At 67.6% G+C, this 22,549-nt stretch carries 20 protein-coding genes and 1 pseudogene; 13 read left to right on the forward strand and 8 right to left on the reverse strand.

The annotated features are described in order from the left end of the window. Nucleotides 1-17 precede the first annotated feature (17 nt). Complete coding sequence (locus tag ASD30_RS09235; RefSeq protein WP_056680410.1) at nt 18-3,062, reverse strand: MMPL family transporter; 3,045 nt, start codon at nt 3,060-3,062, stop codon at nt 18-20. 75 nt (nt 3,063-3,137) lie between these two features. Here ASD30_RS09235 and ASD30_RS09240 point away from each other — a divergent pair, with 75 nt between their 5' ends. Continuing rightward, on the forward strand, nt 3,138-3,803 hold the full coding sequence (locus ASD30_RS09240) for a TetR/AcrR family transcriptional regulator (protein ID WP_235532546.1): 666 nt from the start codon (nt 3,138-3,140) through the stop codon (nt 3,801-3,803). Continuing rightward, the gene (locus ASD30_RS09245) at nt 3,800-4,288 is read left to right on the forward strand and encodes a PaaI family thioesterase (RefSeq protein ID WP_056680421.1); all 489 of its coding nucleotides are present in this window, start codon (nt 3,800-3,802) and stop codon (nt 4,286-4,288) included. The genes ASD30_RS09240 and ASD30_RS09245 overlap by 4 nt, the downstream gene beginning before the upstream one ends. A 340-nt stretch (nt 4,289-4,628) precedes the next feature. Here ASD30_RS09245 and ASD30_RS09250 read toward each other — a convergent pair whose 3' ends face one another. Continuing rightward, nucleotides 4,629-5,648: a helix-turn-helix domain-containing protein gene (locus ASD30_RS09250; protein WP_056680425.1), complete on the reverse strand. Its 1,020-nt coding sequence runs from the start codon at nt 5,646-5,648 to the stop codon at nt 4,629-4,631. A gap of 109 nt (nt 5,649-5,757) precedes the next feature. Here ASD30_RS09250 and ASD30_RS09255 point away from each other — a divergent pair, with 109 nt between their 5' ends. The 7 genes from ASD30_RS09255 to ASD30_RS09285 all read left to right on the forward strand — a co-directional run bounded on the left by ASD30_RS09255 (nt 5,758) and on the right by ASD30_RS09285 (nt 13,086). Beyond that, nucleotides 5,758-6,078, forward strand: coding sequence for a 2Fe-2S iron-sulfur cluster-binding protein (locus ASD30_RS09255; protein WP_056680426.1), 321 nt, complete (start codon nt 5,758-5,760; stop codon nt 6,076-6,078). A gap of 22 nt (nt 6,079-6,100) precedes the next feature. Continuing rightward, complete coding sequence (locus ASD30_RS09260; protein WP_056680429.1) at nt 6,101-7,501, forward strand: cytochrome P450; 1,401 nt, start codon at nt 6,101-6,103, stop codon at nt 7,499-7,501. After that, nucleotides 7,498-8,700: an NAD(P)/FAD-dependent oxidoreductase gene (locus ASD30_RS09265; RefSeq protein WP_056680432.1), complete on the forward strand. Its 1,203-nt coding sequence runs from the start codon at nt 7,498-7,500 to the stop codon at nt 8,698-8,700. Before ASD30_RS09260 ends, ASD30_RS09265 begins: the two co-directional genes overlap by 4 nt. Nucleotides 8,701-8,783: 83 nt before the next feature. Further along, complete coding sequence (locus ASD30_RS09270; protein ID WP_056680435.1) at nt 8,784-10,412, forward strand: long-chain fatty acid--CoA ligase; 1,629 nt, start codon at nt 8,784-8,786, stop codon at nt 10,410-10,412. A 36-nt stretch (nt 10,413-10,448) separates the two neighbouring features. Continuing rightward, nucleotides 10,449-10,739, forward strand: coding sequence for a hypothetical protein (locus tag ASD30_RS27135; protein WP_056680439.1), 291 nt, complete (start codon nt 10,449-10,451; stop codon nt 10,737-10,739). After that, nucleotides 10,736-12,244, forward strand: a complete 1,509-nt coding sequence (locus ASD30_RS09280) for an aldehyde dehydrogenase family protein (RefSeq protein WP_056680442.1) — start codon at nt 10,736-10,738, stop codon at nt 12,242-12,244. Before ASD30_RS27135 ends, ASD30_RS09280 begins: the two co-directional genes overlap by 4 nt. Before the next feature lie 14 nt (nt 12,245-12,258). Further along, nucleotides 12,259-13,086, forward strand: coding sequence for an SDR family oxidoreductase (locus tag ASD30_RS09285; protein ID WP_056680445.1), 828 nt, complete (start codon nt 12,259-12,261; stop codon nt 13,084-13,086). Between the two features lie 122 nt (nt 13,087-13,208). Here the strand turns inward: ASD30_RS09285 and ASD30_RS09290 are convergent, their stop codons facing one another. Both ASD30_RS09290 and ASD30_RS09295 read right to left on the reverse strand, forming a co-directional pair. Next, complete coding sequence (locus tag ASD30_RS09290; protein WP_056680447.1) at nt 13,209-14,870, reverse strand: GMC oxidoreductase; 1,662 nt, start codon at nt 14,868-14,870, stop codon at nt 13,209-13,211. Nucleotides 14,871-15,202: 332 nt separating this feature from the next. Continuing rightward, on the reverse strand, nt 15,203-16,324 hold the full coding sequence (locus ASD30_RS09295; protein ID WP_056680449.1) for an acyl-CoA dehydrogenase family protein: 1,122 nt from the start codon (nt 16,322-16,324) through the stop codon (nt 15,203-15,205). A gap of 153 nt (nt 16,325-16,477) precedes the next feature. Here ASD30_RS09295 and ASD30_RS09300 point away from each other — a divergent pair, with 153 nt between their 5' ends. After that, entirely contained in the window at nt 16,478-17,155 is a 678-nt protein-coding gene (locus ASD30_RS09300; RefSeq protein WP_229662973.1) for a TetR/AcrR family transcriptional regulator, read from the forward strand. Nucleotides 17,156-17,159: 4 nt separating this feature from the next. Here ASD30_RS09300 and ASD30_RS09305 read toward each other — a convergent pair whose 3' ends face one another. Next, on the reverse strand, nt 17,160-17,729 hold the full coding sequence (locus ASD30_RS09305) for a PaaI family thioesterase (protein WP_200951121.1): 570 nt from the start codon (nt 17,727-17,729) through the stop codon (nt 17,160-17,162). A 204-nt stretch (nt 17,730-17,933) separates the two neighbouring features. On the opposite strand from ASD30_RS09305, the gene ASD30_RS09310 reads away from it, so the two are divergent. Then, the gene (locus tag ASD30_RS09310; protein WP_082563713.1) at nt 17,934-18,716 is read left to right on the forward strand and encodes a lysophospholipid acyltransferase family protein; all 783 of its coding nucleotides are present in this window, start codon (nt 17,934-17,936) and stop codon (nt 18,714-18,716) included. Here the strand turns inward: ASD30_RS09310 and ASD30_RS09315 are convergent. Both ASD30_RS09315 and ASD30_RS09320 read right to left on the reverse strand, forming a co-directional pair. Beyond that, nucleotides 18,650-19,321: a transglutaminase-like domain-containing protein gene (locus ASD30_RS09315; protein WP_056680455.1), complete on the reverse strand. Its 672-nt coding sequence runs from the start codon at nt 19,319-19,321 to the stop codon at nt 18,650-18,652. The two genes, ASD30_RS09310 and ASD30_RS09315, sit on opposite strands and share 67 nt — an antisense overlap. Beyond that, on the reverse strand, nt 19,321-20,397 hold the full coding sequence (locus ASD30_RS09320) for a BtrH N-terminal domain-containing protein (protein ID WP_056680457.1): 1,077 nt from the start codon (nt 20,395-20,397) through the stop codon (nt 19,321-19,323). The genes ASD30_RS09315 and ASD30_RS09320 overlap by 1 nt, the downstream gene beginning before the upstream one ends. A 115-nt stretch (nt 20,398-20,512) precedes the next feature. Between ASD30_RS09320 and ASD30_RS09325 the strand changes: the two genes are divergently transcribed. Then, the gene (locus tag ASD30_RS09325; RefSeq protein WP_235532548.1) at nt 20,513-21,151 is read left to right on the forward strand and encodes a TetR family transcriptional regulator; all 639 of its coding nucleotides are present in this window, start codon (nt 20,513-20,515) and stop codon (nt 21,149-21,151) included. Nucleotides 21,152-21,167: 16 nt separating this feature from the next. Further along, the gene (locus ASD30_RS27485) at nt 21,168-21,569 is read left to right on the forward strand and encodes a fatty acid desaturase (protein ID WP_229662970.1); all 402 of its coding nucleotides are present in this window, start codon (nt 21,168-21,170) and stop codon (nt 21,567-21,569) included. A 536-nt stretch (nt 21,570-22,105) separates the two neighbouring features. Here ASD30_RS27485 and ASD30_RS26880 read toward each other — a convergent pair. Next, nucleotides 22,106-22,453: pseudogene (locus ASD30_RS26880) on the reverse strand (integrase core domain-containing protein); the annotation flags it as partial. Nucleotides 22,454-22,549: the final 96 nt, after the last annotated feature.

The raw sequence follows: 22,549 nt of genomic DNA on the forward strand, positions 1-22,549 counted from the left end.
CTCTCTCGGTTGTCGGTTCACGCGTGTGCATCGGATGTGGTGGCTGGCTGCAGTGCGGACGGGGCGCGCGTGGGCCTGCGGTGTGGCCACCAGCTGCGGTCCTCGAAAAGGGCCGCGCAGGCGGGTACGACCAGGGTGCGGACGATGAAGGTGTCGAGCAGGAGTCCGGCGGCGACGGCGAACCCGGTCTGGGCGAGCGCTTCGACGGGGGAGAACAGCAGGGCCACGAAGGTGGAGGCGAAGATGAGGCCGGCGGCGGTGATGACGGGTCCGGTGGCGGTGACTGCGCGGGCGACCTCGTCGCGGTCCAGGGCGAGGCCGCTCTCGCGCATCCGGCTCATGAGCAGGATGTTGTAGTCCGCGCCCACGGCGACGAGCAGGACGAACACGATGACCGGGACGGTGAAGTGGATGTCTTGTCCGACCAGCTGCTGGAACACGAGGGTGGTGAGCCCCAGCGCGGCCGCACAGGACAGGACGACGGAGGCGAGGAGGTAGAGCGGTGCGGTGAGGGCGCGCAGCGTGAGGATGAGGATGAGGAGCACCATGAGCAGGACCGCGGCGACCACGAGGACGGCGTCGTCGGCGAGGTAGTGGGCCAGGTCGGCGCCGAGGCCGGCCGCGCCGGTGGCGAGGATGGTGGAGTCGTCGAGGCGGGTGTTGTTCATGGCCTGGTCGGCGGTGTCCTGGACTTCGTTGTAGCGCTCCTGTCCGGCGGGGGTGAGGGGGTCGGTATCGCCGGTGACCTGGATGCGGGCCAGTTTTCCGTCCTCGGAGAGGAACTGGGTGCGGGCCAGGGCGAAGTCGGGCTTTCCGAGTGCGGAGGCGGGTAGGTAGAAGCCTCCGGCCTCTGGGGTGTCGGCGCGCTGGTTGATGGCCTGGAGGTAGTCGCCGGATTCGTCGAGCCCGTTGCTGAGCTTCTCGGTCTGGGTGAGGAGCTGCTCGATGCCAGGTGCGATGCCGGCGGCACCGGTGGCGAGCCGGTCGGTGCCGCCTTCGAGCTCGCCGAGCTTCTCGCTCAACAGCGCTTGGCCCTCGGCGATCCGGTTGCTGCCCGACTGGGCTTGGCGGAGCCCGGCGGCGAGCTGGTCGAGCCCGGTCGCGAGGCGTCCGTCGCCGGCGGCGAGGCGTTCGGCGCCGGCGGCCGCTTGGGCCAGGCCGGGCAGGAGCCGGTCGCGTTCGCCGGTGTAGATCTTGCGCAGGCCCTCACGGGAGCGTTTGCAGATCGGGTCGGCGGTGCAGATCGGATCGTCCTCCAGGGCTTCGACGATCCTGCCGAGGCCCTCGACGGCCTGGGCGACCTGGTCGTGTGCGGTGCGGAGCCCGGCGGCCAGTGCGGCGGCGCCCAAGCGGAGCCGGCGGGCGCCGCTGGCGGCCTGGCTCGTGTGATCGGCTGCCTGCCCGAGGCCGTGGGCGATGCGGCGGCTGCCGTCGCTGAGCTTCCCGGCGCCGTCTTGGGCCTTCCCGGCGCCTGCGGAGACCTGGCCGAGGGCGTCTCCGAGGTCGCCGGCCCCGGACGCGAGGCGTTCCAGCCCGGGTTCCCCGGACTCGAGCTTGCGGTCGGCCTGGTGGAGTCCTCGGGCGAGTTTCCCGAGCTGGTTGGCGATGGAGGCGGGTTCCAGTCGCCTTCCGGCCGGTTGGGTGATGCTGCGGACCTGGTTGACGCCGTCGACCTTCGCGACCGCGGTGCTCACGGAGTTGATGACAGCCAGGTCGCGGGTGTTGGCCATGTTGTGGTCGGAGCGGATGAGCAGGTAGTCGGGCAGGGTCTGGTTGGGTGGGAAGTGCTCGGTCATCGCCGCGAGGCCCAGGTTGCTGGGGGTGTCTGGCGGTTGGGCGGCGCGTTCGTCGAAGGAGAGCTGCATCGTGGGCAGCGCGAGCGCGAGCAGCACCAGGACCGTCACTCCCGCGACCAGGATCCGGGCGGGGTGTCGTCCGACGAGGCGGCCGGTGCGGGCCCACCGCGAGTCCGGCCGCGGTGCCGGAGCTGGCCCGATGCGGGGTCCGAACCAGCGGATCAGGGCGGGGGTGAAGGTGAGGCTGACCGCGAGGGTGACCGCGATACAGATCGCCATCGGGGGGCCGGTGGTGGCGAAGATGGCGAGTTCGGTGAATCCGAGGCAGATGGCGCCGAGGATGACGGTGGCTGCCGAGGCCAGCAGGGCGGGCCCGACCCGGGAGACCGACTCGGCTACCGCATCGAGGGGTTCGAGGCCGTTGCCGTATTCCTCGCGGAAGCGGGAGATGAGGAAGACGCAGTAGTCGGTCCCGGCGCCCAGGGTGATGGCTACGACGAACGCGTCGGTGTAGGTGGACAGGGCCAGCCCGTGCTCACCTGCCCAGGCCAGGGCGCCGCGGGTGCACAGCAGGGCGACACCGATGGTCACCAGCGACACCAGGACGGTCGCGATCCGGCGGTAGACCAGCCAGAGGATTCCGACCAGAAGGAACAGGGAGACCGCGGTGATCTTCAACGAGGCGTCGTTCACCGCCGTGGTCAGGTCGGCGATCATCGCCGGGTCGCCGGTCACGTGAACTTCGGTGCCGGGTGGAGCATCGAGGTCGTCGACGACCGAGCGGAGCCACTTCACGTCCTCGTCGGATGCCGGTGAGCCGACCGCGGATCGCAGCCCGACGACTAGGTAGGTCGCCTCGCCGTCCTTGCTGGTCATCGAGCGCCGGGCCTCGGGCTTGCCGAGGTAGTCCTGGACCTCCGAGACCCGCTCCGGCTCCTTCTGGAGGGTGCTCACGAGGTCGGCGTAGACGCGGCGGTCCCCCACGCCCAGGCCGTCGTCGTCGGTGATGACCACGAACACATACGAGTGGGTGTTGCCCGACCCGAACGCGGTGTCCATCACCCGCAGCCCGTGCAGGGTCGGTGAGTCCTCGGGCAGGAAGGCAGTGCTGCTGCGTTCGACCACGGTCCCCAGCGGGGTGACCAGCAGCGAGAGCGCGGCGGCGGCCAGCACCCAGCCGAGCACCACGATCGATGGGAAGCGGTGCCCCAGCCTGAGGGCAGACCTCAGCGGTCCGCTGCTTCCGGCTCGTGGTCCGCGACCCATTCACCCGCACCAATGCTCTGGACTGAAATGTTGTACTGGCAGTACAACATAGGATGTGGTCGACGTCGAGGCCAGTTGGCACGGTGGGGCACAAGGGGAGGAGTGAGAGCGGTGAGGAAACTTCCGGCGAAGCTGGCCAGTCAGCTCTACGGCGCGGCCGAGCTGATCGCCGAGCGCGGTCTGGACGGCACCAAGATCGACGACATCGCCGAAGCCACGGGTATCCCGAAGGCCACGATCTATTACCACCTGGACGGCAAGAACGGGGTCCTCGCATTCCTTTTGGGAGACCTGCTTGACCTCATCGCTGGCGAGGTCGGTGTCGCAGTCTCAACGGTCGAGGATGCCCGTACCCGGCTCGAGGCCGCCGTCGCAGCACAACTAAGTGTGATGGTCGAGCATCCGTTCCTGTGCCGGGCACTCGTGGGGGACCTCGGCCGTGCCACCCGGCTGCCTGACCTCGCCGAGGCTTTGCGGAGCGCGTTCTACCAGCCGATCGAGAAGCTTCTGGCCGACGGCGTCGCCGACGGCTCGCTGCGCCAGGTCGCCGATCCGGGTGCCGTTGCAATGAGCGTCTTCGGTGCCATCACCGTGGCCGGTCTCAGCGCCGCGGTCGAGGGGTCTTCAACTGGCCCGTCCGCAGATGCGGCCCGTTTCTCTGCGGCGATCTGCGAACTGATCCTCGACGGTCTCGCGACACCTCGCACTCGCGATGACCACGAATCGGGTGAGCGGCCGTGACCAGCCTGGATGAGCTCCTCGCGAGCTGGAACGAGAAGTTCCGGGCGTACGAGGACGGCGCCCGGCTTCCGCCGCACCACGACCACTGCCTCGCCTGCGGACCCGACAACCCCCACGGCCATCACCTCACCGTCCAGCGTCGCGGCGACGAGGTGCATGCGGTTCACGTCTTCGACGAGCGCCACGTCGGCGCTCCCGGGATCGCGCACGGAGGCGCCGTGGCAACGGTCCTCGACGACCTGTTCGGGTTCCTGCTCTACCTCACCGGCAGTCCAGCGGTGACCCGGAAGCTCGAGGTGCGCTACGACTCGCCCGTCATCCTCGGCACCACCTACGAGCTCGCGGCCAGGGTCGTCCGGACAGAAGGGCGCAAGCTCTTCGTGGAGGCCGACATGAGTGAGACCGGAGGACCAACTGTCGCCTTCGCTTCGGCCCTTTTCCTGAGGGTGGACGTGACCCACTTCGACCAGGGCAGGCCGCGATGACTAAGACGTGGGTGGGCCGCTTTATCCCCGAAGTTCCCGTGGGCGCCACGGTCGCAAGCGCACCGTGGCGGAGGGACTCTGCGGGATCTCAGCGCGGTCGGGTTCGACACGGGCGCGACCGGTACTCCCGGTCGGTACTCCCGGCTGGTGCCTGTTCCTCTGCCGTGTGACGACGGAAGGGTGCGAGTCGCACGCTGAGCTGACATGGCTGTCGGCGTGCGTGTCGGGAGGGATGACGCCCCCACTTGGATCGTCAACGGTGACGTGACTGCGTGAACAACGCCGCGAGCGTGCTGCTTGAGTGGCGCGAAGCGAGCGAAGGTTGGTAGCCGGGCCCTACCTAGCCCGGTTCGCGGCGACCGAACTGACGGAATTCGCTTGGCGACTGCCCGGTCCAGCGTTTAAAGGCATGCGAGAAGTTGCCCAGGTCGCTATAGCCGAGATCTATGGCGATCTGACCGACCGTCAGCGATCGGTCGAGCAGGCGGACGATCGCCCTCTCGCGCAACAGCGATTGCTGTACGTCGCGGAAGGTCGTGCCCTCCTCGTGGAGGCGCCTTTTCATGGTGCTCGGGGAGACTGCGAGGAGCTCAGCCATGTCATGGCTGCTGATGTGTCCGGGGTCCTCCTCGAGCAATCGCCTCACGGTCTCGGTAAAGCTGGTGGCAGCGGTGTGACGGTCGAGGCTTCGGCGCAGTTCGCCGATGGCCATGCGATAGGCGACCGGGTCGGGGAAGCGACAGGGTGCTTGGAGGATGTCGACGGGAACGTCGATGAACGACGCGCGTGCGCCGAACACCAAGCGTCCGGCCAGCGCGCCGGCGATGCGCTGAGGGGACTGGGGTGTCTTCCAAGCCAGGTTCATCGTGACGCCTGGCAGCGGGCCCGTCAGCATGTCGAGGAGCCGCAGCAGTGCCGCTCCGCCGTAGGTGATGACTAGGCAGTCGAGATCACGATCGCCGGTGTGGCCGGTGAGGCCCACGGTTAGGCTGCGCTGACTGCTGTGGAAGTGGGGGCGCAAGGCGCTCGAGATGATCGGAAGATACCCGAGCAGCTCGAAGACCTCGGCCACGGAGCCGGAGCTGACTAGCGGCAGGCTGAGCGGGCCGAACGACGTCAATTGCGCGTGCTCGGCGAAGGAGAGCCCGAGGCTTGTGGCTTCGTCGTGGTCGAGTCCGGGGTAGACCTCACGGAACCACCGGATCGGCACCTGTCGGTCGCGCTGGACCAGCTCCAGTTCGGAAGTCCCCTCGCGGTCGATGATCGCGCGGAAGCGACCTACGGCTTGAGGACCGAGAGCATCGCTGTTCAAGAGCTGGACGAACGCCAACGGAGGCACCCCGGGCTCGGGGGACTTCATGGGCAGTGACCTCCTGAGCCGAAATCACAACATATTGACTCGAGTGACCATAGCCACAGCATGTCCAGAGTGCCAACACTTGACTCACGTTCGAGCAAGGAGTCGTTCCATGTCAGTTGTCACCTTCATCTCCCACGACGGGGAGAAGCGCGAGGCACCCCTCGAGGAGGGTGCGTCCCTCATGCAGATCGCCGTAGACAACATGGTGCCCGGGATCGACGGCGATTGTGGCGGGGAGGCCGCGTGTGGCACGTGCCATGTGATCGTCGAGGACCAGTGGATCGCCGAAGTCGGCCGTTCGGGTCCGGTCGAGGAGGAGATGCTCGCCATGAACCCCGAGCGCGAGCCGACCTCGCGGCTCTCGTGCCAGATGCGGGTGAGCGAGAGCTGGGACGGCCTCGTCGTCCGACTCCCCGAGTTCCAGATGTGACCGTCGAGAGGAAGACTGCACCATGACGACCCTGACTACCGTGACCGACGCCGTGGCTGAGCGAGCCCAGTCCATCATCCCGATGGAGATCCAGATCCGCGGGGCGCACCTGTACGACAAGACCCGTCGCTTCGTGACACGGACCAACGGGAAGAAGATCTTCGTCGAGGAGCCCATTCCCCCCGTGGAGGACGTCGCCCTCGCCGACATCGACCTGAGCAACCCGTTCCTCTACCGTCAGGGCAAGTGGCAGTCCTACTTCGAGCGCGTGCGCAACGAGGCACCCGTCCACTACCAGGCCGACAGCCCGTTCGGACCTTTCTGGTCCGTCACTCGGCACGCCGACATCATCGCGGTCGACAAAGACCATGAGACCTTCTCGGCTGAGCCCTTCATCATCATCGGCGAGCCCCCACGGTTCATGGATGTCGCGATGTTCATCGCCATGGACCCGCCCCGACACGACCGCCAGCGAGCCGCGGTCCAAGGCGTAGTCGCCCCCAAGAACCTGCGCGAGATGGAGAGTTTGATCCGCACGCGGGTCCAGGAAGTACTGGACGAGCTCCCGGTAGGTGAGCCCTTCAACTGGGTCGACCGCGTCTCGATCGAGCTCACCGCGCGGATGCTCGCGACCCTACTCGACTTCCCATACGACCAACGCCGCAAGCTCGTCGAGTGGTCGGACCTGGCCAGCTCCATGGAGCAGGCCAACGGCGGACCATCCGACAACGACGAGGTCTTCCGGGGCTTCGTCGACGCGGCGCGGGGACTGAGCGCGCTGTGGCGGGACAAGCAGGCGCGACTCGCGGCAGGTGAGGAACCCGGGTTCGACCTGATCACCATGCTCCAGAGCAACGAGCACACCAAGGACCTGATCGACCGCCCGATGGAGTTCCTGGGCAACCTGGTGCTCCTGATCGTCGGCGGCAACGACACCACACGCAACTCTATGAGCGGGGGTGTTCTCGCCCTCAATCAGTTCCCCGACCAGTTCGAGAAGCTCAAGGCCAACCCGGACCTCATCCCCAACATGATCTCAGAGATCATCCGCTGGCAGACGCCGCTGGCCTACATGCGTCGCGTTGCGAAGAAGGACACGGTCCTCAACGGCCAGTTCATCCGTGAGGGCGACAAGGTGGTCATGTGGTACGCCTCGGGAAACCGCGACGAGCGAGTGTTCGAACGTCCGGACGATCTCATCATCGACCGCAAAAACGCACGCAACCACATCGCGTTCGGCTTTGGCGTCCACCGGTGCATGGGCAACCGTCTGGCCGAGCTGCAGCTGCGGATCCTGTGGGAAGAGCTGCTCCCGCGCTTCGAGAAGATCGAGGTCGTGGGTGAGCCGGAGTATGTCCAGTCCAACTTCGTGCGCGGGATCAGCCGGTTGATGGTCCAGTTGACGCCGAAGACCGACGCGTGACCTCGGGGAGGGCGCTGATCGTCGGGGCCAGCCACGCCGGGGCCCAGTTGGCCGCCAGCCTTCGCCAGGAGGGGTGGGCAGGTGAGGTTGTCGTCATCGGTGACGAAGCCGCGCTTCCGTACCAGCGGCCTCCCCTGTCCAAGGCCTACCTTGCCGGCAAGAGCAGCTTGGAGGAGCTCGCCATCCGCAAGGCGGAGTTCTACGACAAGCAGAAGATCCGCCTGTTGCGGGCGACGGTCACCGAGATTGATCGTGCGGCCGGAGAGGTCGTGCTGAGCGACGGTGAGACGCTCGCCTACGACGGCCTCGCGTTGTGCACCGGGGGCCGGGCGCGTCCGCTGGCTATTCCTGGCATCGATCTGCCGGGCGTCTTCTACCTGCGGACGTTCGCGGACGTCGAGGCGATCCGTGAGGCCACGGCCTCGGGTCGCCGAGCCGTGATCGTCGGCGGGGGCTACATCGGGCTGGAGACCGCCGCGTCGTTGCGCGCCCTCGGGCTGGAGGTAACGGTCCTGGAGGCCGCCGAACGTGTCCTGGAGAGGGTCACGGCTGCTGAGGTGTCGATGTTCTACGAGCGCATCCACCGCGACGCCGGGGTCGTGGTGCGGACGGGCGCTCTCGTCGAGGCCGTGGCCGGCGACGGCCGCGCCGGCGAGGTGGTGCTAGCCGGGGGTGAGCGGATTCCCGCAGACCTGGTCATCGTGGGTGTGGGCTTGGTCCCGAACACCGAGCTCGCCTCTGAGGCGGGCCTGCAGGTCGAGGACGGTGTCGTGATCGACGACTTCGCCTCGACCAGCGATCCCAAGATCGTCGCGGCGGGGGACTGCGCCATCCATTACATTTCTCGCTACGGCCGGCGGGTGCGACTTGAAGCGGTGCCCAGCGCGGGTGAGCAGGCGAAGGCGGCTGCCGCCACGCTGTGCGGCAAGGAGCGGCCTATCTCGGCGCTGCCGTGGTTTTGGTCCGACCAGTACGACCTGAAGCTGCAGATCGCGGGACTGAACACGGGCTACGACGAGATCGTGCTAAGCGGCGACCCCGCGCGCGATCGCGACTTCACCTGCTACTACCTCCAACGTGGGCGGTTGCTCGCCGCGGACTGTGTGAACCGTCCCCGGGACTTCATGAAGGCCAAGAGAACGCTCGGCCAGGGTCTCGACGTCGATCGGGCGGAACTGCAACGGCCCGCCGCCTCCTGATTCACAGTGCCGGGCGCGCGCCTCGGCGAAGCCCCGCACCCCATCACCGCCCCCCTCAACACCCCATCGCCGGAGGACTACTCGTGCAGAGCACCATGATGAACGTCCAGCTGACGACGGCAGCCATCCTGCGGCACGGTGCCCGTGTGCACGCCACCGCGCGCGTGCGCACGCTCCAGCCCGACGGCTCGGTCAGGACCGGCACGTTCGCCGAGGTGGGACGCCGCTCGGCGCAGCTGGCCCACGCGCTGCGGGCCTGCGGGGTCGTGGGGGACGAGCGGGTCGCCACCTTGATGTGGAACAACCAGGAGCACGTCGAGGCCTACTGTGCAGTGCCCTCCATGGGGGCAGTCCTGCACACCCTCAACCCTCGACTGACCCCCGAGCAGCTGGTCTACATCGCCAACCACGCTGACGACCGGGTGGTGATCGTCGACGGTACGCTCGCCCCGCTCCTGGCGGCGGTCCTACCGCAGCTCGCCGAGGTGCACACCGTGGTCGTCACGGGGGGTGTCGATCTCGCGCCGCTCGAACGTGACGGCCTCACCGTTGTCGGTTACGACGACTTCATCGGAGGTCACCTGGAGACGTTCGAGTGGCCGGAACTCGATGAGCTCTCCGCTGCGGCCATGTGCTACACCTCGGGCACTACCGGCAACCCCAAGGGCGTGGCCTACAGCCACCGATCGACCTACCTCCACTCGATGGCTGCGTGTGCCGCCGACGGGCTGAGCGTCACCGGTGACGATGCCATCCTGGCGATCGTGCCGATGTTCCATGCCAACGCCTGGGGACTGGTCTACGCGGCTTTGATGGCAGGAGCCGACCTGGTCATGCCCGAACGGTTCCTCCAGGCCGAGCCACTGGTGCGACTCATCAGCAGCGAGCGCCCCACGATCGCCGGAGCTGTGCCTACGATCTGGAGTGACGTCCTGAATCACCTCGACTCCAACCCCGGTCACGACATCTCGTCGCTGGGGCTGGTGGCCTGCGGTGGATCGGCCGTGCCGCTTCATCTAATGAAGGCCTTCCAGGAGAAGTACGGCGTGCAGATCGTGCAGGCGTGGGGGATGACCGAGACCTCGCCCCTAGCCGCTATCGCTCGGCCGCCGGCAGCGGTCGAGGGCGAGGAGCACTGGGCACTGCGGGCCTCCCAAGGTCGTCCCGTCGCCGGGGTCGAGCTGCGACTGATCGACGACGACGGTAACGAGGTGCCGCACGACGGGAAGTCAGTCGGGGAGATCCAGGTTCGCGGCCCATGGATCACGGGGTCCTACATCGGTGACGAGGACGCGGAAAAGTTCGACGACGGATGGCTGCGTACCGGAGACGTGGGACGGATCGACGAGCGTAGTTTCGTCACCTTGACCGACCGGGCGAAGGACGTCATCAAATCGGGCGGCGAGTGGATCTCGTCAGTGGAGCTCGAGTTGCTGCTCGCAGGTCACCCGGATGTGCTGGAAGCGACCGTCATCGGCGTTCCGGACGAGAAGTGGCAGGAACGGCCCCTGGCCGTGATCGTCGTTCGGGACGGGTCCGAGGTGACTCCCTCCCAGTTGCGGGACTTTCTCGAGGGCAAGGTCGCCAAGTGGTGGCTGCCCGAGCGGTGGTGCTTCGTGCCCGACGTGCCCAAGACCTCGGTCGGCAAGTTCGACAAGAAGCTGCTCCGCGCCCGGCACGCCGACGGCGACCTCGCTGTCATCGATCTCTGACTGCATGGGAAGGCATCACGGCGCGAGGCGCGATTGGTGGACGAGCTCGCGGCCGAGTCCGGCCGGGAGTTGCCGCCGCTGCCGCCGATCTCGTTCCAGCAGGAGCCGTCCAACGGCATCCCGCGCCGCTCCCAGCGCGAGCCCGGGGCATGGTGCCGCGAGCACGGGATCACCACGCCTGCGTACTCCTTCGCCAGCGACTTCGCAACTGCTGCTGTCCCGCGCACTCCGCTGCAAGCCCACAGCGGCCCCCGTCGACCGTCGTCTGATGGCGCAGCAAGCCAGGCCCTCCCGGGCACCGTCACCGACCTCGAGGAAGTGTCATGAACGCCCCGTCCGCACCCACCCTGCACATCCGACGTCCCGCCGACGGCGAAGTACTCCGATCGGTCCCGATCGTCGACGGCGACCGCGTGCGCGCCGCCGCTGAGGACCTGCGCGCGGCGCAGGTCGCGTGGCGCGACATGGGTCCTGCTGCGCGAGCCACCTGGCTGCGCAAGTGGCGGGGCTGGATCCTCGACCACACCGATGAGCTCACTGACCTGCTCGTCGCAGAGACCGGCAAGGTCCGCCCTGACGCCTTGGTGGAGACGACCGCTTCGTGCGAGTTCATCTCCTTCTACGCCGACCATGCGAAGGAGTTCCTCGCCCCCGAACGAGTGGGGGCAGGAGGGCTGCTCAGCCTTCCGAAGCGGCTGACCCGCAGCTATCGGCCCTACCCGTTGGTCGGACTGATCATCCCGTGGAACTTCCCGATCACCCTGTTCCTGATGGATGCGGCGCCGGCGCTCGCAGCGGGATGTGCGGTGCTGACAAAGTCGTCGGAGATGACCCCGCTGACGTGCGCGCGCATCATCGAGGGATGGCACGAGATCGGCGCCCCGCCGGTCCTCCTGCACGTCGCGGGGGCCGGGGACACTGGAGGAGCGGTGGTCGAGGCTGTTGACTTCGTTCAGTTCACGGGCTCGACGGCGACGGGCCGTCGGGTGGCCACGCGCTGTGCTCAGCTGCTCAAGCCGGTCAGCCTGGAGTTGGGCGGTAAGGACGCTGCCATCGTGCTCGAGGATGCCGACCTCGATCGGGCCGCGCACGGGATCGTCTGGGGCGGGATCTTCAACTCGGGGCAGGTCTGCATCTCGGTCGAGCGGGTCTACGTGGTGGACGCGGTCTACGACCGGTTCGTGGAGAAGGTGGTGGCGGCCCTCGGAGCGCTGAAGCAGGGCTCTCGAGCCCGCGATGATGTCGGCGCCATGGTGACCCGGGCGCAGGTGGACACGGTCGAGCGGCATGTGCGGGAGGCTCAGGAGTCCGGTGCGCGCGTGCTTGTCGGCGGGTCGCGGGCCGACGAAGGCAACTTCTTCGCCCCCACGCTGCTGGTGGACGTCGACCACAGCATGGCCTGCATGACCGAGGAGACGTTCGGGCCAACACTGCCGGTCATGCGGGTGGCCGACGAGGCCGAAGCGGTGGCCCTGGCCAACGATTCCGCGTACGGGCTCTCGGCCACCGTGTGGACACGAGACGTCTCCCGAGGGCGGCGCATCGCCGACCAACTGGAGGTCGGTGCGGTCAACATCAACGACGTCTTCAGCAACCTCTTCGCCGTGGGGCTACCCCACAGCGGCTGGAAGTCCTCGGGCCTGGGGGCTCGCCTCGGCGGCGCGCAGGGTCTGCGGAAGTACTGCCGCGTCCAAGCAATCACCGAGCCGCGGATCCCGCTGACCACCAAGGAGCTCACCTGGTACCCGTACTCCGCCCGGCGTACGGCGATCGCCGGCCGAGTGCTGCGCCTGGCCGCTGGTCGCGGCCTGCGGCAGCGACTCGGCCTCTGAAAGGAACAGGAACCATGACGACAACGAACAAGCGACGGGTGGTCGCCATCACCGGGGGCGCCCGGGGGATCGGATACCACACCGCGGAGGAACTCATCCGGCGCGGTCACCGGGTCGCCATCGGGGACATCGACCAGATCCAGCTCAAGGTGGCCGCCGAGGAGCTCGGCCTCGACGTCGCGGTGCGTCTAGATGTCACCGACCCTGCCTCCGTGGCGTCCTTCCTCGACGTGACCGAGGAAGCACTGGGGCCGATCGACGTCCTCATCAACAACGCGGGTGTCATGCCGACGGGGCACGTGCACGAGGAGACCGACGAGGTCACCCGCCGGCAGGTGGAGATCAACATCCTGGGCGTCATCTTCGGCACCAAGATCGCCCTGCAGCGGATGCTGCCACGGCGACAGGGACACATCATCAACACGGCTTCACTGGCCGGGGAGCTCCCGGTCCCGGGGCTGGCGACGTATTGCGGGACCAAGTTCGCGGTCATCGGGTTCACCGAGGCCGCCCGGCAGGAGTACCGCAGGTCGGGTGTCACCCTGTCCACTGTGCGTCCGACCTTCACCAACACCGAGCTGGTCGCGGGGACGAGCGGGGCCAAGGGCATGCGCAACGCAGAGCCGCAGGAGATCGCGCGCGCCACGGCGGCTCTCATCGAGCGCCCGCAGCCCTTCGTGCGAGTCACGCGTATCGCCGGCACGATGGTGGCGGCGATGAAGTTCGTTCCCGAGCGGATCGCGACCCAGCTCGGGGCGATGCTCGGGACCGACACGGTCTTCCTCGACCGCGTGGACTCCGCGGCGCGTCAGGCCTACTTGGAGCGGGTCGGTCGCAGCTGATGCCACAGGGCGCGATCGCGCGCCACGGATCATCCGAAACGACCGCGAGCGTCGCGTGGCGCTCGCGGTCGTCTCCTGTCCCGTGGCTTAGGCCGGGTGCTGGCCGCCCTCGACGACGGGCATCAGGTCCGGGGGGCGAAGGCCGGCCGCTCCGGCTCAATGGCGGAGATCCGCTGGTAGCCGGCGCCCAACGGGGGACGCTCGTCCCGATTGCCCTTGTTGGGCCACAGGGAGGCTGCCCGCTCGGCCTGCGCGGTGATCGTCAACGACGGGTTAACCCCCAGGTTCGCCGTGATACTGGAGCCGTCGACGACGAAGATCCCGTCGTGCCCGTAGAGACGGTGGTAGGGGTCGATGACCCCGGTCTCCGGGGAGTCACCGATGGCACACCCGCCGATGAAGTGAGCGGTCATCGGGATGTTGGCGATCTCCCCCGTGGACCCGCCGGCCACGCCGTTGATCTTCTCGGCGACGCGACGGGTGACTTCATTGCCGACGGGGATCCAGGTGGGGTTGGGCGCCCCGTGGCCAGGTCCCGAGGTGATCGTGGGGCGACCGAGGAGGGTCTTCCTCGACCGCACCGTGATGGAGTTGTCCAGCGTCTGCATGACCAGCAGGATGACTGTGCGCTCCGACCACCGTCGCGGGCTGAACCACGTCAGATGAGAGGGCTGGGTCGCGATTGTCCGCAGCCAGCGCCACCACCGGGGCCCATGGCCGTCCCCGTCGGTGAGCGCGGTCTGGAGTAGGGACATGGCGTTGCTGCCCTTGCCGTAGCGCACCGGCTCGATGTGGGTGAACTCGTCGGGGTGGATCGAGGATGTGATGGCCACGCCGCGCGTGAAGTCGCTGGATCGATCGCGGGACTTCGCCCCCAGGATCGACTCGGAGTTGGTACGGGTCAGGGTGCCCAGTCGGGCGGAGATGTGCGGCAGGGAGCCCGTGGCCTTCAGTCGGTGGAGCAGCTTCTGGGTGTTGTAGGTGCCCGCTGCGAAGACGACGTGGTCGGCCGTGAATGACTGCCGGTTGCGGCGACGGCGCGCGGACCTGCCGGTGCGGACGGTGTCGACGACGTACCCGCTTCCCTTGCGCGGGCGCACGTCGACCACGGTGGTCAGGGGACGTACCTCGGCCCCGAGCTTCTCCGCGAAGTACAGGTAGTTCTTGTCCAGGGTGTTCTTCGCCCCGACCCGGCACCCGGTCATGCACGACCCGCACTGGGTGCACCCGGTGCGGCGCGGCCCCGCCCCGCCGAAGAACGGGTCGGGAACCTCTTTGCCGGGCTCTCCGAAGAAGACGCCGACGGGGGTCAGTGTGAAGGTGTGCTCCACACCCATGTCGCGCGCGACCTCGCGCAGCACCTTGTCCGAAGGCGTCACGTGGGGGTTCTGCGTGACACCCAGCATCCGCCGTGCCGTCTGGTAGTGCGGGTCCAGCTCGGCGTGCCAATCGGTGATGTGCGCCCACTGTGGATCGTTGAAGAACGGGGCAGGAGGTTGGTAGAGGGTGTTGGCGTAGTTGAGCGAACCGCCGCCGACGCCGGCGCCCGCCAAGATGACGACGTCGCGCAGCAGGTGGATGCGCTGGATGCCGAAGCAGCCGAGCCGTGGCGCCCAGACGAACCGACGGGTGTCCCAGGACGAGGTGGGCAGGTCGTCGGTGTCGTAGCGCTTGCCTGCTTCGAGCACCCCGACGTGGTAGCCCTTCTCCGCCAGGCGCATGGCGGTCACCGAGCCGCCGAAGCCGGAGCCGATGATCAGCACGTCGTAGTGGGCCGAGGTCATGGGATGTGGATCCTTCTGTGAGGTGTTCGACGCGAGTGGGGCGGCGGACCGGCAGTGCCGCCGATCTGACGGGTGTACGTGCGGGCGGTCAGCTGTGGATGGCGTGGAGCGGTCTCCACTTGTCGGCCAGGAGTACCGAGTCCGGGTCGATGCCCGGTCGATGAGGGCGACTCGCTAGCTCATGGCACTCCTGTCAGACGATGTCTGTCGAGGGTGTCACCTCGGTGGAGTGGGCGTCATGTGCCGTTGCTCAACGCGGAGGATCCCGCGGGGCTCGGCGCACAAGGCCCGGCCCGCCGGCTCCAGCGGTGCCGCCGGAGCCGGGTCGGTCCTCACAGGGACCGGCTGATGATCTCCTTCATGATCTCGGAGGTGCCGGCGTAGATCTGGGAGACGCGCATGTCGGCCCAGATGCGGGCGATGGGGTACTCGTTCATGTACCCGTAGCCGCCGTGCAGCTGGAGGCAGGTGTCGGCGACGCGCTGCGCTCGTTCGGAGCACCACAGCTTCGCCATGGCGGCGGTGGGGATGTCCAGACCCTCGCCGACGTGGAGCTGGATGCACTCGTCCACGAAGGACCGTGCCACGCGAGCTTCTGTAGCGACCTCTGCCATTTTGAACTTGGTGTTCTGGAACCCCCAGATCGGCCGTCCGAAGGCGCTTCGGTCGCGCACGTAGGCCAGTGTCTCGGCCAAGCAGAACTCCATGGCTGCGACGTTCGACACTGCGACCAACAGCCGCTCCTGGGGGAGCTGCTGCATGAGCTGCACGAAGCCCTGGCCTTCGGTGAGGCCCAGCAGGTTGGTGACCGGGACGCGGACGTTGTCGAAGAAGAGCTCCGAGGTGTCCTGCCCCTTCATCCCGATCTTGTCGAGCACCCGACCGCGGGAGAAGCCCTCCGTGCTGGTGGGGACCAGCATCAGCGAGATGCCGGCGGCGCGGTCGTCCGGATCGGTCTTGACCACGGTGAGCACCAGGTCGGCCTGCGAGCCGTTGGTGATGAAGGTCTTGGAGCCGCTGACAAGGTAGTCGTCACCCTCGCGCACCGCCTTAGTCTTGATGTTCTGCAAGTCCGAGCCGGTCCCGGGCTCGGTCATCGCGATCGCGCCGACGACCTCGCCGGAAGCCATCTTGGGAAGCCACTGCTGCTTCTGCTCCTCCGTGCCGTAGGCGAACAGGTAGTGGGCGACGATGCCGTTGTGCAGGGACGCCCCCCAGGAGCTGTCGCCGACCCGTGCCTGCTCCTCGATCAAGATGGCCTCGTGGGCGAAGGTGCCGCCGCCGCCGCCGTACTCCTCGGGGATCGACAGGCAGAGCAGACCGACATCACCAGCGCGGTTCCACAGTTCCCTGTCGACGTGCTTGTCGGCGATAAAGGTCTCGATGTGCGGTTTGATCTCCTTCTCACAGAACGTACGTGCCAGGTCGCGCACGTCGTCGAGGTCTTTGTCCATCCAGGGGGAGCGACGAGTGGGCAAGGGGTGCCTCCGGCAGGTCGGGTACAGGGTGTACCAATCTGACCACACCCGTCGCCCTGGGTACAAGGTGTTCCATGCATGCGGACCCGGGAGTCGTTGGTTTCGTCGACCCCGCATAGGCTGCCTCTTGTGGTCGAGGTCGGGCGATGGGTGGATTCAACGGTGCGGCGCCGGTCGTCGCGCGATGATCAGGTCCGGGCGCGGCGACGACAACAGGTGGCGAGCGCCGCTCTGCAGGTCGTCGACGAGGCAGGAGTGGGTGCCGGCACGGCCCTGATTGCCGAGCGGGCTGGCATCCCGAGGCCGCACGTCTACCGCTACTTCTCCAGCCGTGAGGACCTGGATGACGATGTGGTACGCCTCGCCGCGCAGGACCTCATTGCCTGCGTCCGGCCCCACCTGACTCGGCGCGGCACGCCCTCACAGGTCGTCGAGGGGCTGGTCCACGCCTGCGCCACCTGGGCCGACGTCCACCCTCACCTCTTCCGTTTCCTAGCCGCACGGGGGCAGAGTCGCACCCTTCACCGCGCTCGGATGGGTCGCTCGCGATTGCTGGACGAGATCGCTGCGGCGGCTCGCGGCTATACCAACTCGGCCGAGGAGACCTTTCCCGAGGGCATCTTGGTGGGCGTGATGGGGATGGTCGACGCGACAATCATCTGGTGGCTCGACCAGCGCGACGAAACCCTCGAGGTCATGGTGGGGCGCCTCTCGCGCCACGTCACTCTAGTGCTGCACGATGCCTTGGCCGCCCACGGAATCGACCTCGACCCAGCGGTCGAGCTGGAGCCGTTCATCGGCGGGTGAGTCATCAACGGCCCGCAATCTTGCCCTGCTCAAAGTGCTCAACATCGACGACGACGAATGTCGCGTGTGCGGTGGCGACCGGGTTGCCGTCCGCATCCAACGCCGCGGCTTCCACGTGTAACCGCCGTCCCGAGCGGTCCCGGACGTGGGCAGAGAACTCGTAGTCGGTCCTCAGCAGCACCGGACGGAGGTACTCGACGGTCAGGGACCTCGTCACGGCAAGCTCTCCGACCCGGTAGAGGAGGAAGCCGAAGAGGTCGTCGAACGCTGCAGCGACCAGGCCGCCGTGGGTGATCCCGGGCGCCCCTTCCTGACGGTGGTCGAAGCGGTGCACGGCGCGAACGCCGACCTCGGTGGCGTCGACCTTCAGTGCAAGACCAGCAGGATTCTCCGTCCCGCATCCCGCGCAGGTGGGGGAGTGCGAGGGGAGGCGTCCCTCCGCCGACGGCTCGGGCCGCGACATCGAGCGGATCCACGCCTCCAATGCCGACATGGCGCCCCCCTCGGAGCGTACCTCGTTCGCCGGGGCGGTTTGCTCGCCTGCGCCGGAGGCGCCTCGGATCGGTTCGCGCATGGAAAGCTCCTCAGATTCAAGACCGACGGGCGCGGAGGCACAACGTCGCATCTGTCTCTCTCGCATACAGGATCAAGTCGTCGTCGTGACGAGAGTGGCCTATAGCCGAAAGTCAATGACCCGCCGTTCGCCAACGCACGAGACATGATGGCATATTTGTATTCACGTGAGACGTTGGGGCTACATTTGTCTACACTCGTCGCTATGCGGCTCATCTGGACACCTCACCGTCCTCAAACCGATGCCGAGCGACGTGGCCTTGCCTGGTGGGTGGCCGTGCTGAGCTGCAAGCCGTTCCTGATCGTGCTGCGCCGGCCGGACTGGCGCGGAGTCTCAGGGATCCCGAGGTCGGGTGGGGCAGTGCTGGCCGCCAACCACGTCTCGCACATCGACCCTCTGCTAGTCGCGGAGCTGGTGCTGGCCTCGGGGCGGGTGCCGCGGTTCTTGGCGAAGGACAGCCTCTTCCACGGTCCGATCGTGGGCAGGTGGTTCCGTGCGGCCGGCCACGTCAAGGTCGACCGGGCTGCCGGACGCGCAGGGTACGACGACGCGGTGAAGGCGGCACGCTGTGGTCAGCTCCTTCTGGTGTATCCCGAGGGTTCTATCAGCAAGCGGGAGGACGGTATGCCGATGACGATGAAGTCAGGGGCGGTTCGCATCGCCCTCGAGGCGTCGGTCCCGCTCCTCCCGGTGGCCCAGTGGGGTGCCCAGGAGATCCTGCCCGCATACAGCGGGCGGTTGCGATGGGGTTGGCGACGGCAGGTGAGCGTGTTCGTCGGCGCTCCCGTCCCGCTCGAGGACCTCCGTGACCTGGAGCCCGCACGTGCCGTCGAAGTGGGCCGTCAACGGCTCGAGGACGTCCTCATCACGATGGTGTGCGAGCTGCGTGGAGCCACCGCGGCGGCGCGGTCCATCCGTGCTCAGGCGCCGAAGGCGGGATCCTCAGGGCGCGAGGATCCCGAGCCGCGCACCATCGCGGGGCCGTAGGTGTCCAGCAGTGTTGCCATCAGCTCATCGAACGGTAGGTCCACGAACATCCCCCGCTCGCGGACGTACTCCATGTGGCGGCGGCCGGCGCCGTCGGCTGCGTGGAGCAGGGCGTCCTGCGATCCGTCGAACTCCAACGGAGGTACGCCGAAGCGGCGGCACAGCTCGGAGTTGAAGGCCGGCGAGCCCTTGCGCCACCGGCCGTCGACGTACGCCGCGCTCCACCCGTGGAACACGAACAGGTCCGTGCCCATCAGCTCCAGCAGCGCCTCGCTGTTGAGGTGGTTGCGGACATCGGAGAACCCCAGTACGGCCGGGATCCCCGCAGCGCGCAGGCTCGCCGTGAGCAGCACCGCCTTCGGGACGCACCAGGTGGGGCCACCGTCAAGGATCGCGCTGGCGCGGTAGGTCGGGGGGGCCGCGGTGACGCTGTAGGGGTCGTAGCGGAGTCGGTCGCGGACCTCCGCGAAGAGCAGCCCGACCCGCTCACGCGGATCCTGGACACCTCGCACCACGGACTCGGTGAAGTCGCGCACGTCGTGGTGGTCGCTGTCGATGAACCCGGTCGGGGCAAGGGCCTGCCGGGGGTCGAGCTCGTCGCCCATCAGGCACTGACCTCGGCGTTCTGGAGTGCGCCGGCCGCCCCGAGGGCCGTGACGAGGTCCCGCTCGAGCGACGGGAGGGCGGCAGCTGCGAGGGCGGCTTGCTCCGCCCGGCCCCGGGCCGGGCCCTCCTGCCGGCCCAGCGACGCGACCAGTGACCATGTCTCCGCGCAGAGGTGCGCAGCGTTGGCGACTTCGCTCGCGCGAACGTCCCCGGTCAGACGCGCGATGTCGGCGGCGCCGCTGGAGAGCAGTCGCCGGAACAGCCCACCGCCGGTGCCGGCCTTCTCCACGAATGCGCTGAGTCCCTGGAGCGCCAGGTCCAAGACCTCGTCGGGGAAGACCTCTGGCCATCGAGCGAGGTCCTCGGCGAACAGGTCGACGGCGGCCAGCCCCGTGGCCCCGGTCGCCGTGTCCCTCCCGGTGACAATCGAGGGACCGGTCGAGGTGGTCATCGCGACAGCCGCCTGGGCGAACGCCGCCCGGGCGACGGTGGCCAGGTCGGGCAGCGAATCGGGCCAGGCGATGTCGAAGTAGGTGTGGCGCGTCGGGACCGGAAATCCTCGGGAGCAGCGAGCCCGAGCCAGAGCCTCGTAAGGCACCAGCTGCACCTCGTCGCGGTCGTTGTCGACGACGTGCGCGAGCTGCTGCACGTCGTCGTAGCCGATCACAACGATGTCATGGCGACTCATCTGAAGGCGCACGCGCAGGTAGGGCAGCTCTGCGATGTCGGCCCACACAAGGGCTGGGCGACCGGCGCGCACGGCATCGCGCACGTAGGTCCAGCCCACCTGGGGGTCCTCCGTGGCGTGCACGGTGACCACGGCGCCGAGTCGTGTCGGGAGATCGGTCTCCAGGTCCCCGCCCCGACCCACGAGGTACACCGGTGGCATGAGCGCTGCATTCCGGACGTAGGAGAGGTCCAGCGACCCGCTTAGCGCGAAGACGAGGCCCTCGTCGGGCGGGCCTTCCCAGCCGAGCCCGGCCCATTCGAGGAGGTCGCGCATCGCGCCCGAGCCGCAGTGGCCGCCACGTCGGTGCGGGTAGGGAACCGCGACGGCGTCGCTCGAGCTGGCCATGGAACTCATTCCTAAAGACAATTTGCATGATTTGTTCCAACCTAAGGCACGAGCATCTCATTGTCATGGCCAGGTCCGATGTGACATGAGTCCGTTGGGCACCACGGTCGCTATCGTGTCCACCGTGTCATCCCCCTCCATGCGCGATCGGTACCGCGAGCACGTCCGCACGGCTGTGGTGGAGGCTGCTCACGACCTGATCGCCGATCGAGGCTGGGAGCGAGTCCGCATGGGTGAGATCGCCGAGGCAGTCGGGATTTCACGCGCCCTGCTCTATAAAGAGTTCGGCGACAAGCCCGGATTGGGAGAGGCCGTCGTCCTGAGGGAGGCGGCGCGCTTCATCGAGGGCATCGAAGGAGTGCTCGCGCACCACGACGCCGATGCTGCTCGCGGCCTCGCGGCCTCGGTGAAATTCGTGCTCGAGGAAGCTGAGAACAGCTCTCTACTCAGGGCGGTGCTGATCGCCAACCGCGATTCCTCCCCGACCGCGACGGGCATTCTCCCCCTGATGACGACCTCCGCGCAGCTGCTGGAACTGGCCTCGAACTCGTTGGCACGGTGGCTCATGGCTCACGTGCCCGGGGTGCAGGCCGACGATGTGGCGGACGCTGCGGAGGCTCTGGTGAGGCTCACCGTGAGCCATCTAGCCCTGCCCACCATGTCCCGCAAGGACACTTCACGGAAGATCACCGAGGTCGGACTGAGGTACCTCGGGCTCTCCGTCGAAGCGGCGACGTCCGAAGCCACGACCTGACGTACACTCCCAGCCGGTGATCGGGTCCGCCGCCACCGCAAGGACCAAAAGCCAGAGCTTCTACGGCCACTTCTACATCGAGCACAACCGGGGCCATCACGTCCGCGTCGCCACACCGGAGGACCCCGCCAGCAGCAGGTACGGCGAGAACTTCTACCAGTTCTGGCCGCGTACGGTCGGTGGTTCCCTCAAGAGTGCCTGGAACATCGAGAAGAAGCGCTACGCGCGCAAGAAGCAGCACCCGTTCCGGATCGGCAACGACGTGCTCAACGCGTGGCTGATGTCGGCGGTGCTGTGGGGCGCGATGATCGCGTGGCTCGGTGTCGGCATCACGCCGTACCTCGTCATCCAGGCTGTCGTGGGATTCTCGCTCCTCGAGGTGGTCAAGCACATGGAGCACTACGGGATGGTGCGCTAGAAGGTTGGCGCACCCGGCAAGGAACGCTACGAGCGTGTCGACCCCAGCCACAGCTGGAACTCCAACAACATCGCGACCAATGTGCCCCTGCACCACCTGCAGCGGCACTCCGACCATCACGCCAACCCGACCCGGCGCTACCAGACACTGCGCGACTTCGAGGAGTCGCCGGTCCTGCCCACCGGCTACGCCTGGCATGATCGTCCTCGCCCTCTTCCCCCCGGTGTGGCGAAGGGTGATGGATCACCGCGTGCTCGCCCACTTCAACGGTGACCTCACGTGCGCCAACCTGAGCCCCCGCAAACGCGACAAGATCCTCACCAGGTATCCCGCACCGGAGACGACCCCGACCCGGGAGTCAACGGATGCACTCGGTTCGGGGGCCGCACCAGCGTGCATATTGTCCCGAGGGCGGACATCCTCGCGCATGCCGCCGATCGTGGGAACCAGGCCCACAAGCCCGGCGCCTCTTGGTCCACCTCCGAGTTCGAGCTCTACGTGAAAAGTGAATCGCCCCGGGTTTCGTGGAGGCTCGGTTACTTGGAACCAGCCCCGGTCGGGACGGGTGCTTCACGGTAGTGCTCGGGCCGGATGCTGGCCCAGTGGTTGGCCTCGAACTCGGCGGGCGGGACGAGCCCGATCTCGCCGTGAAGGCGCCTGTGGTTGAACCAGTCGACGTACTCGGCGGCGGCGATCTCGACGTCGCTCACGGACTTCCAGCCGCCCTTAGGGCTCATGACCGGGTTGCGGATGCACTCGGCCTTGAACAGCGAGTTGAGCGCCTCGGCCATCGCGTTGTCATACGAATCTCCTCGGCTTCCGACCGACGCGACGGCCTCGGCCTCGGCGAGTCGCTCGGTGTATCGAATCGCTCGATACTGACTGGGTTCAACCGGTGGTAGCAACACCAGCTTGGTGGAGCAATCGTAGGTGCTCGTCGAGGGCCTCTGCTGGGGTCTTCCATCCGAGGCTCTTCCTGG

The organism is Nocardioides sp. Root140 (genome assembly GCF_001426745.1).
Classification (GTDB): domain Bacteria; phylum Actinomycetota; class Actinomycetes; order Propionibacteriales; family Nocardioidaceae; genus Nocardioides.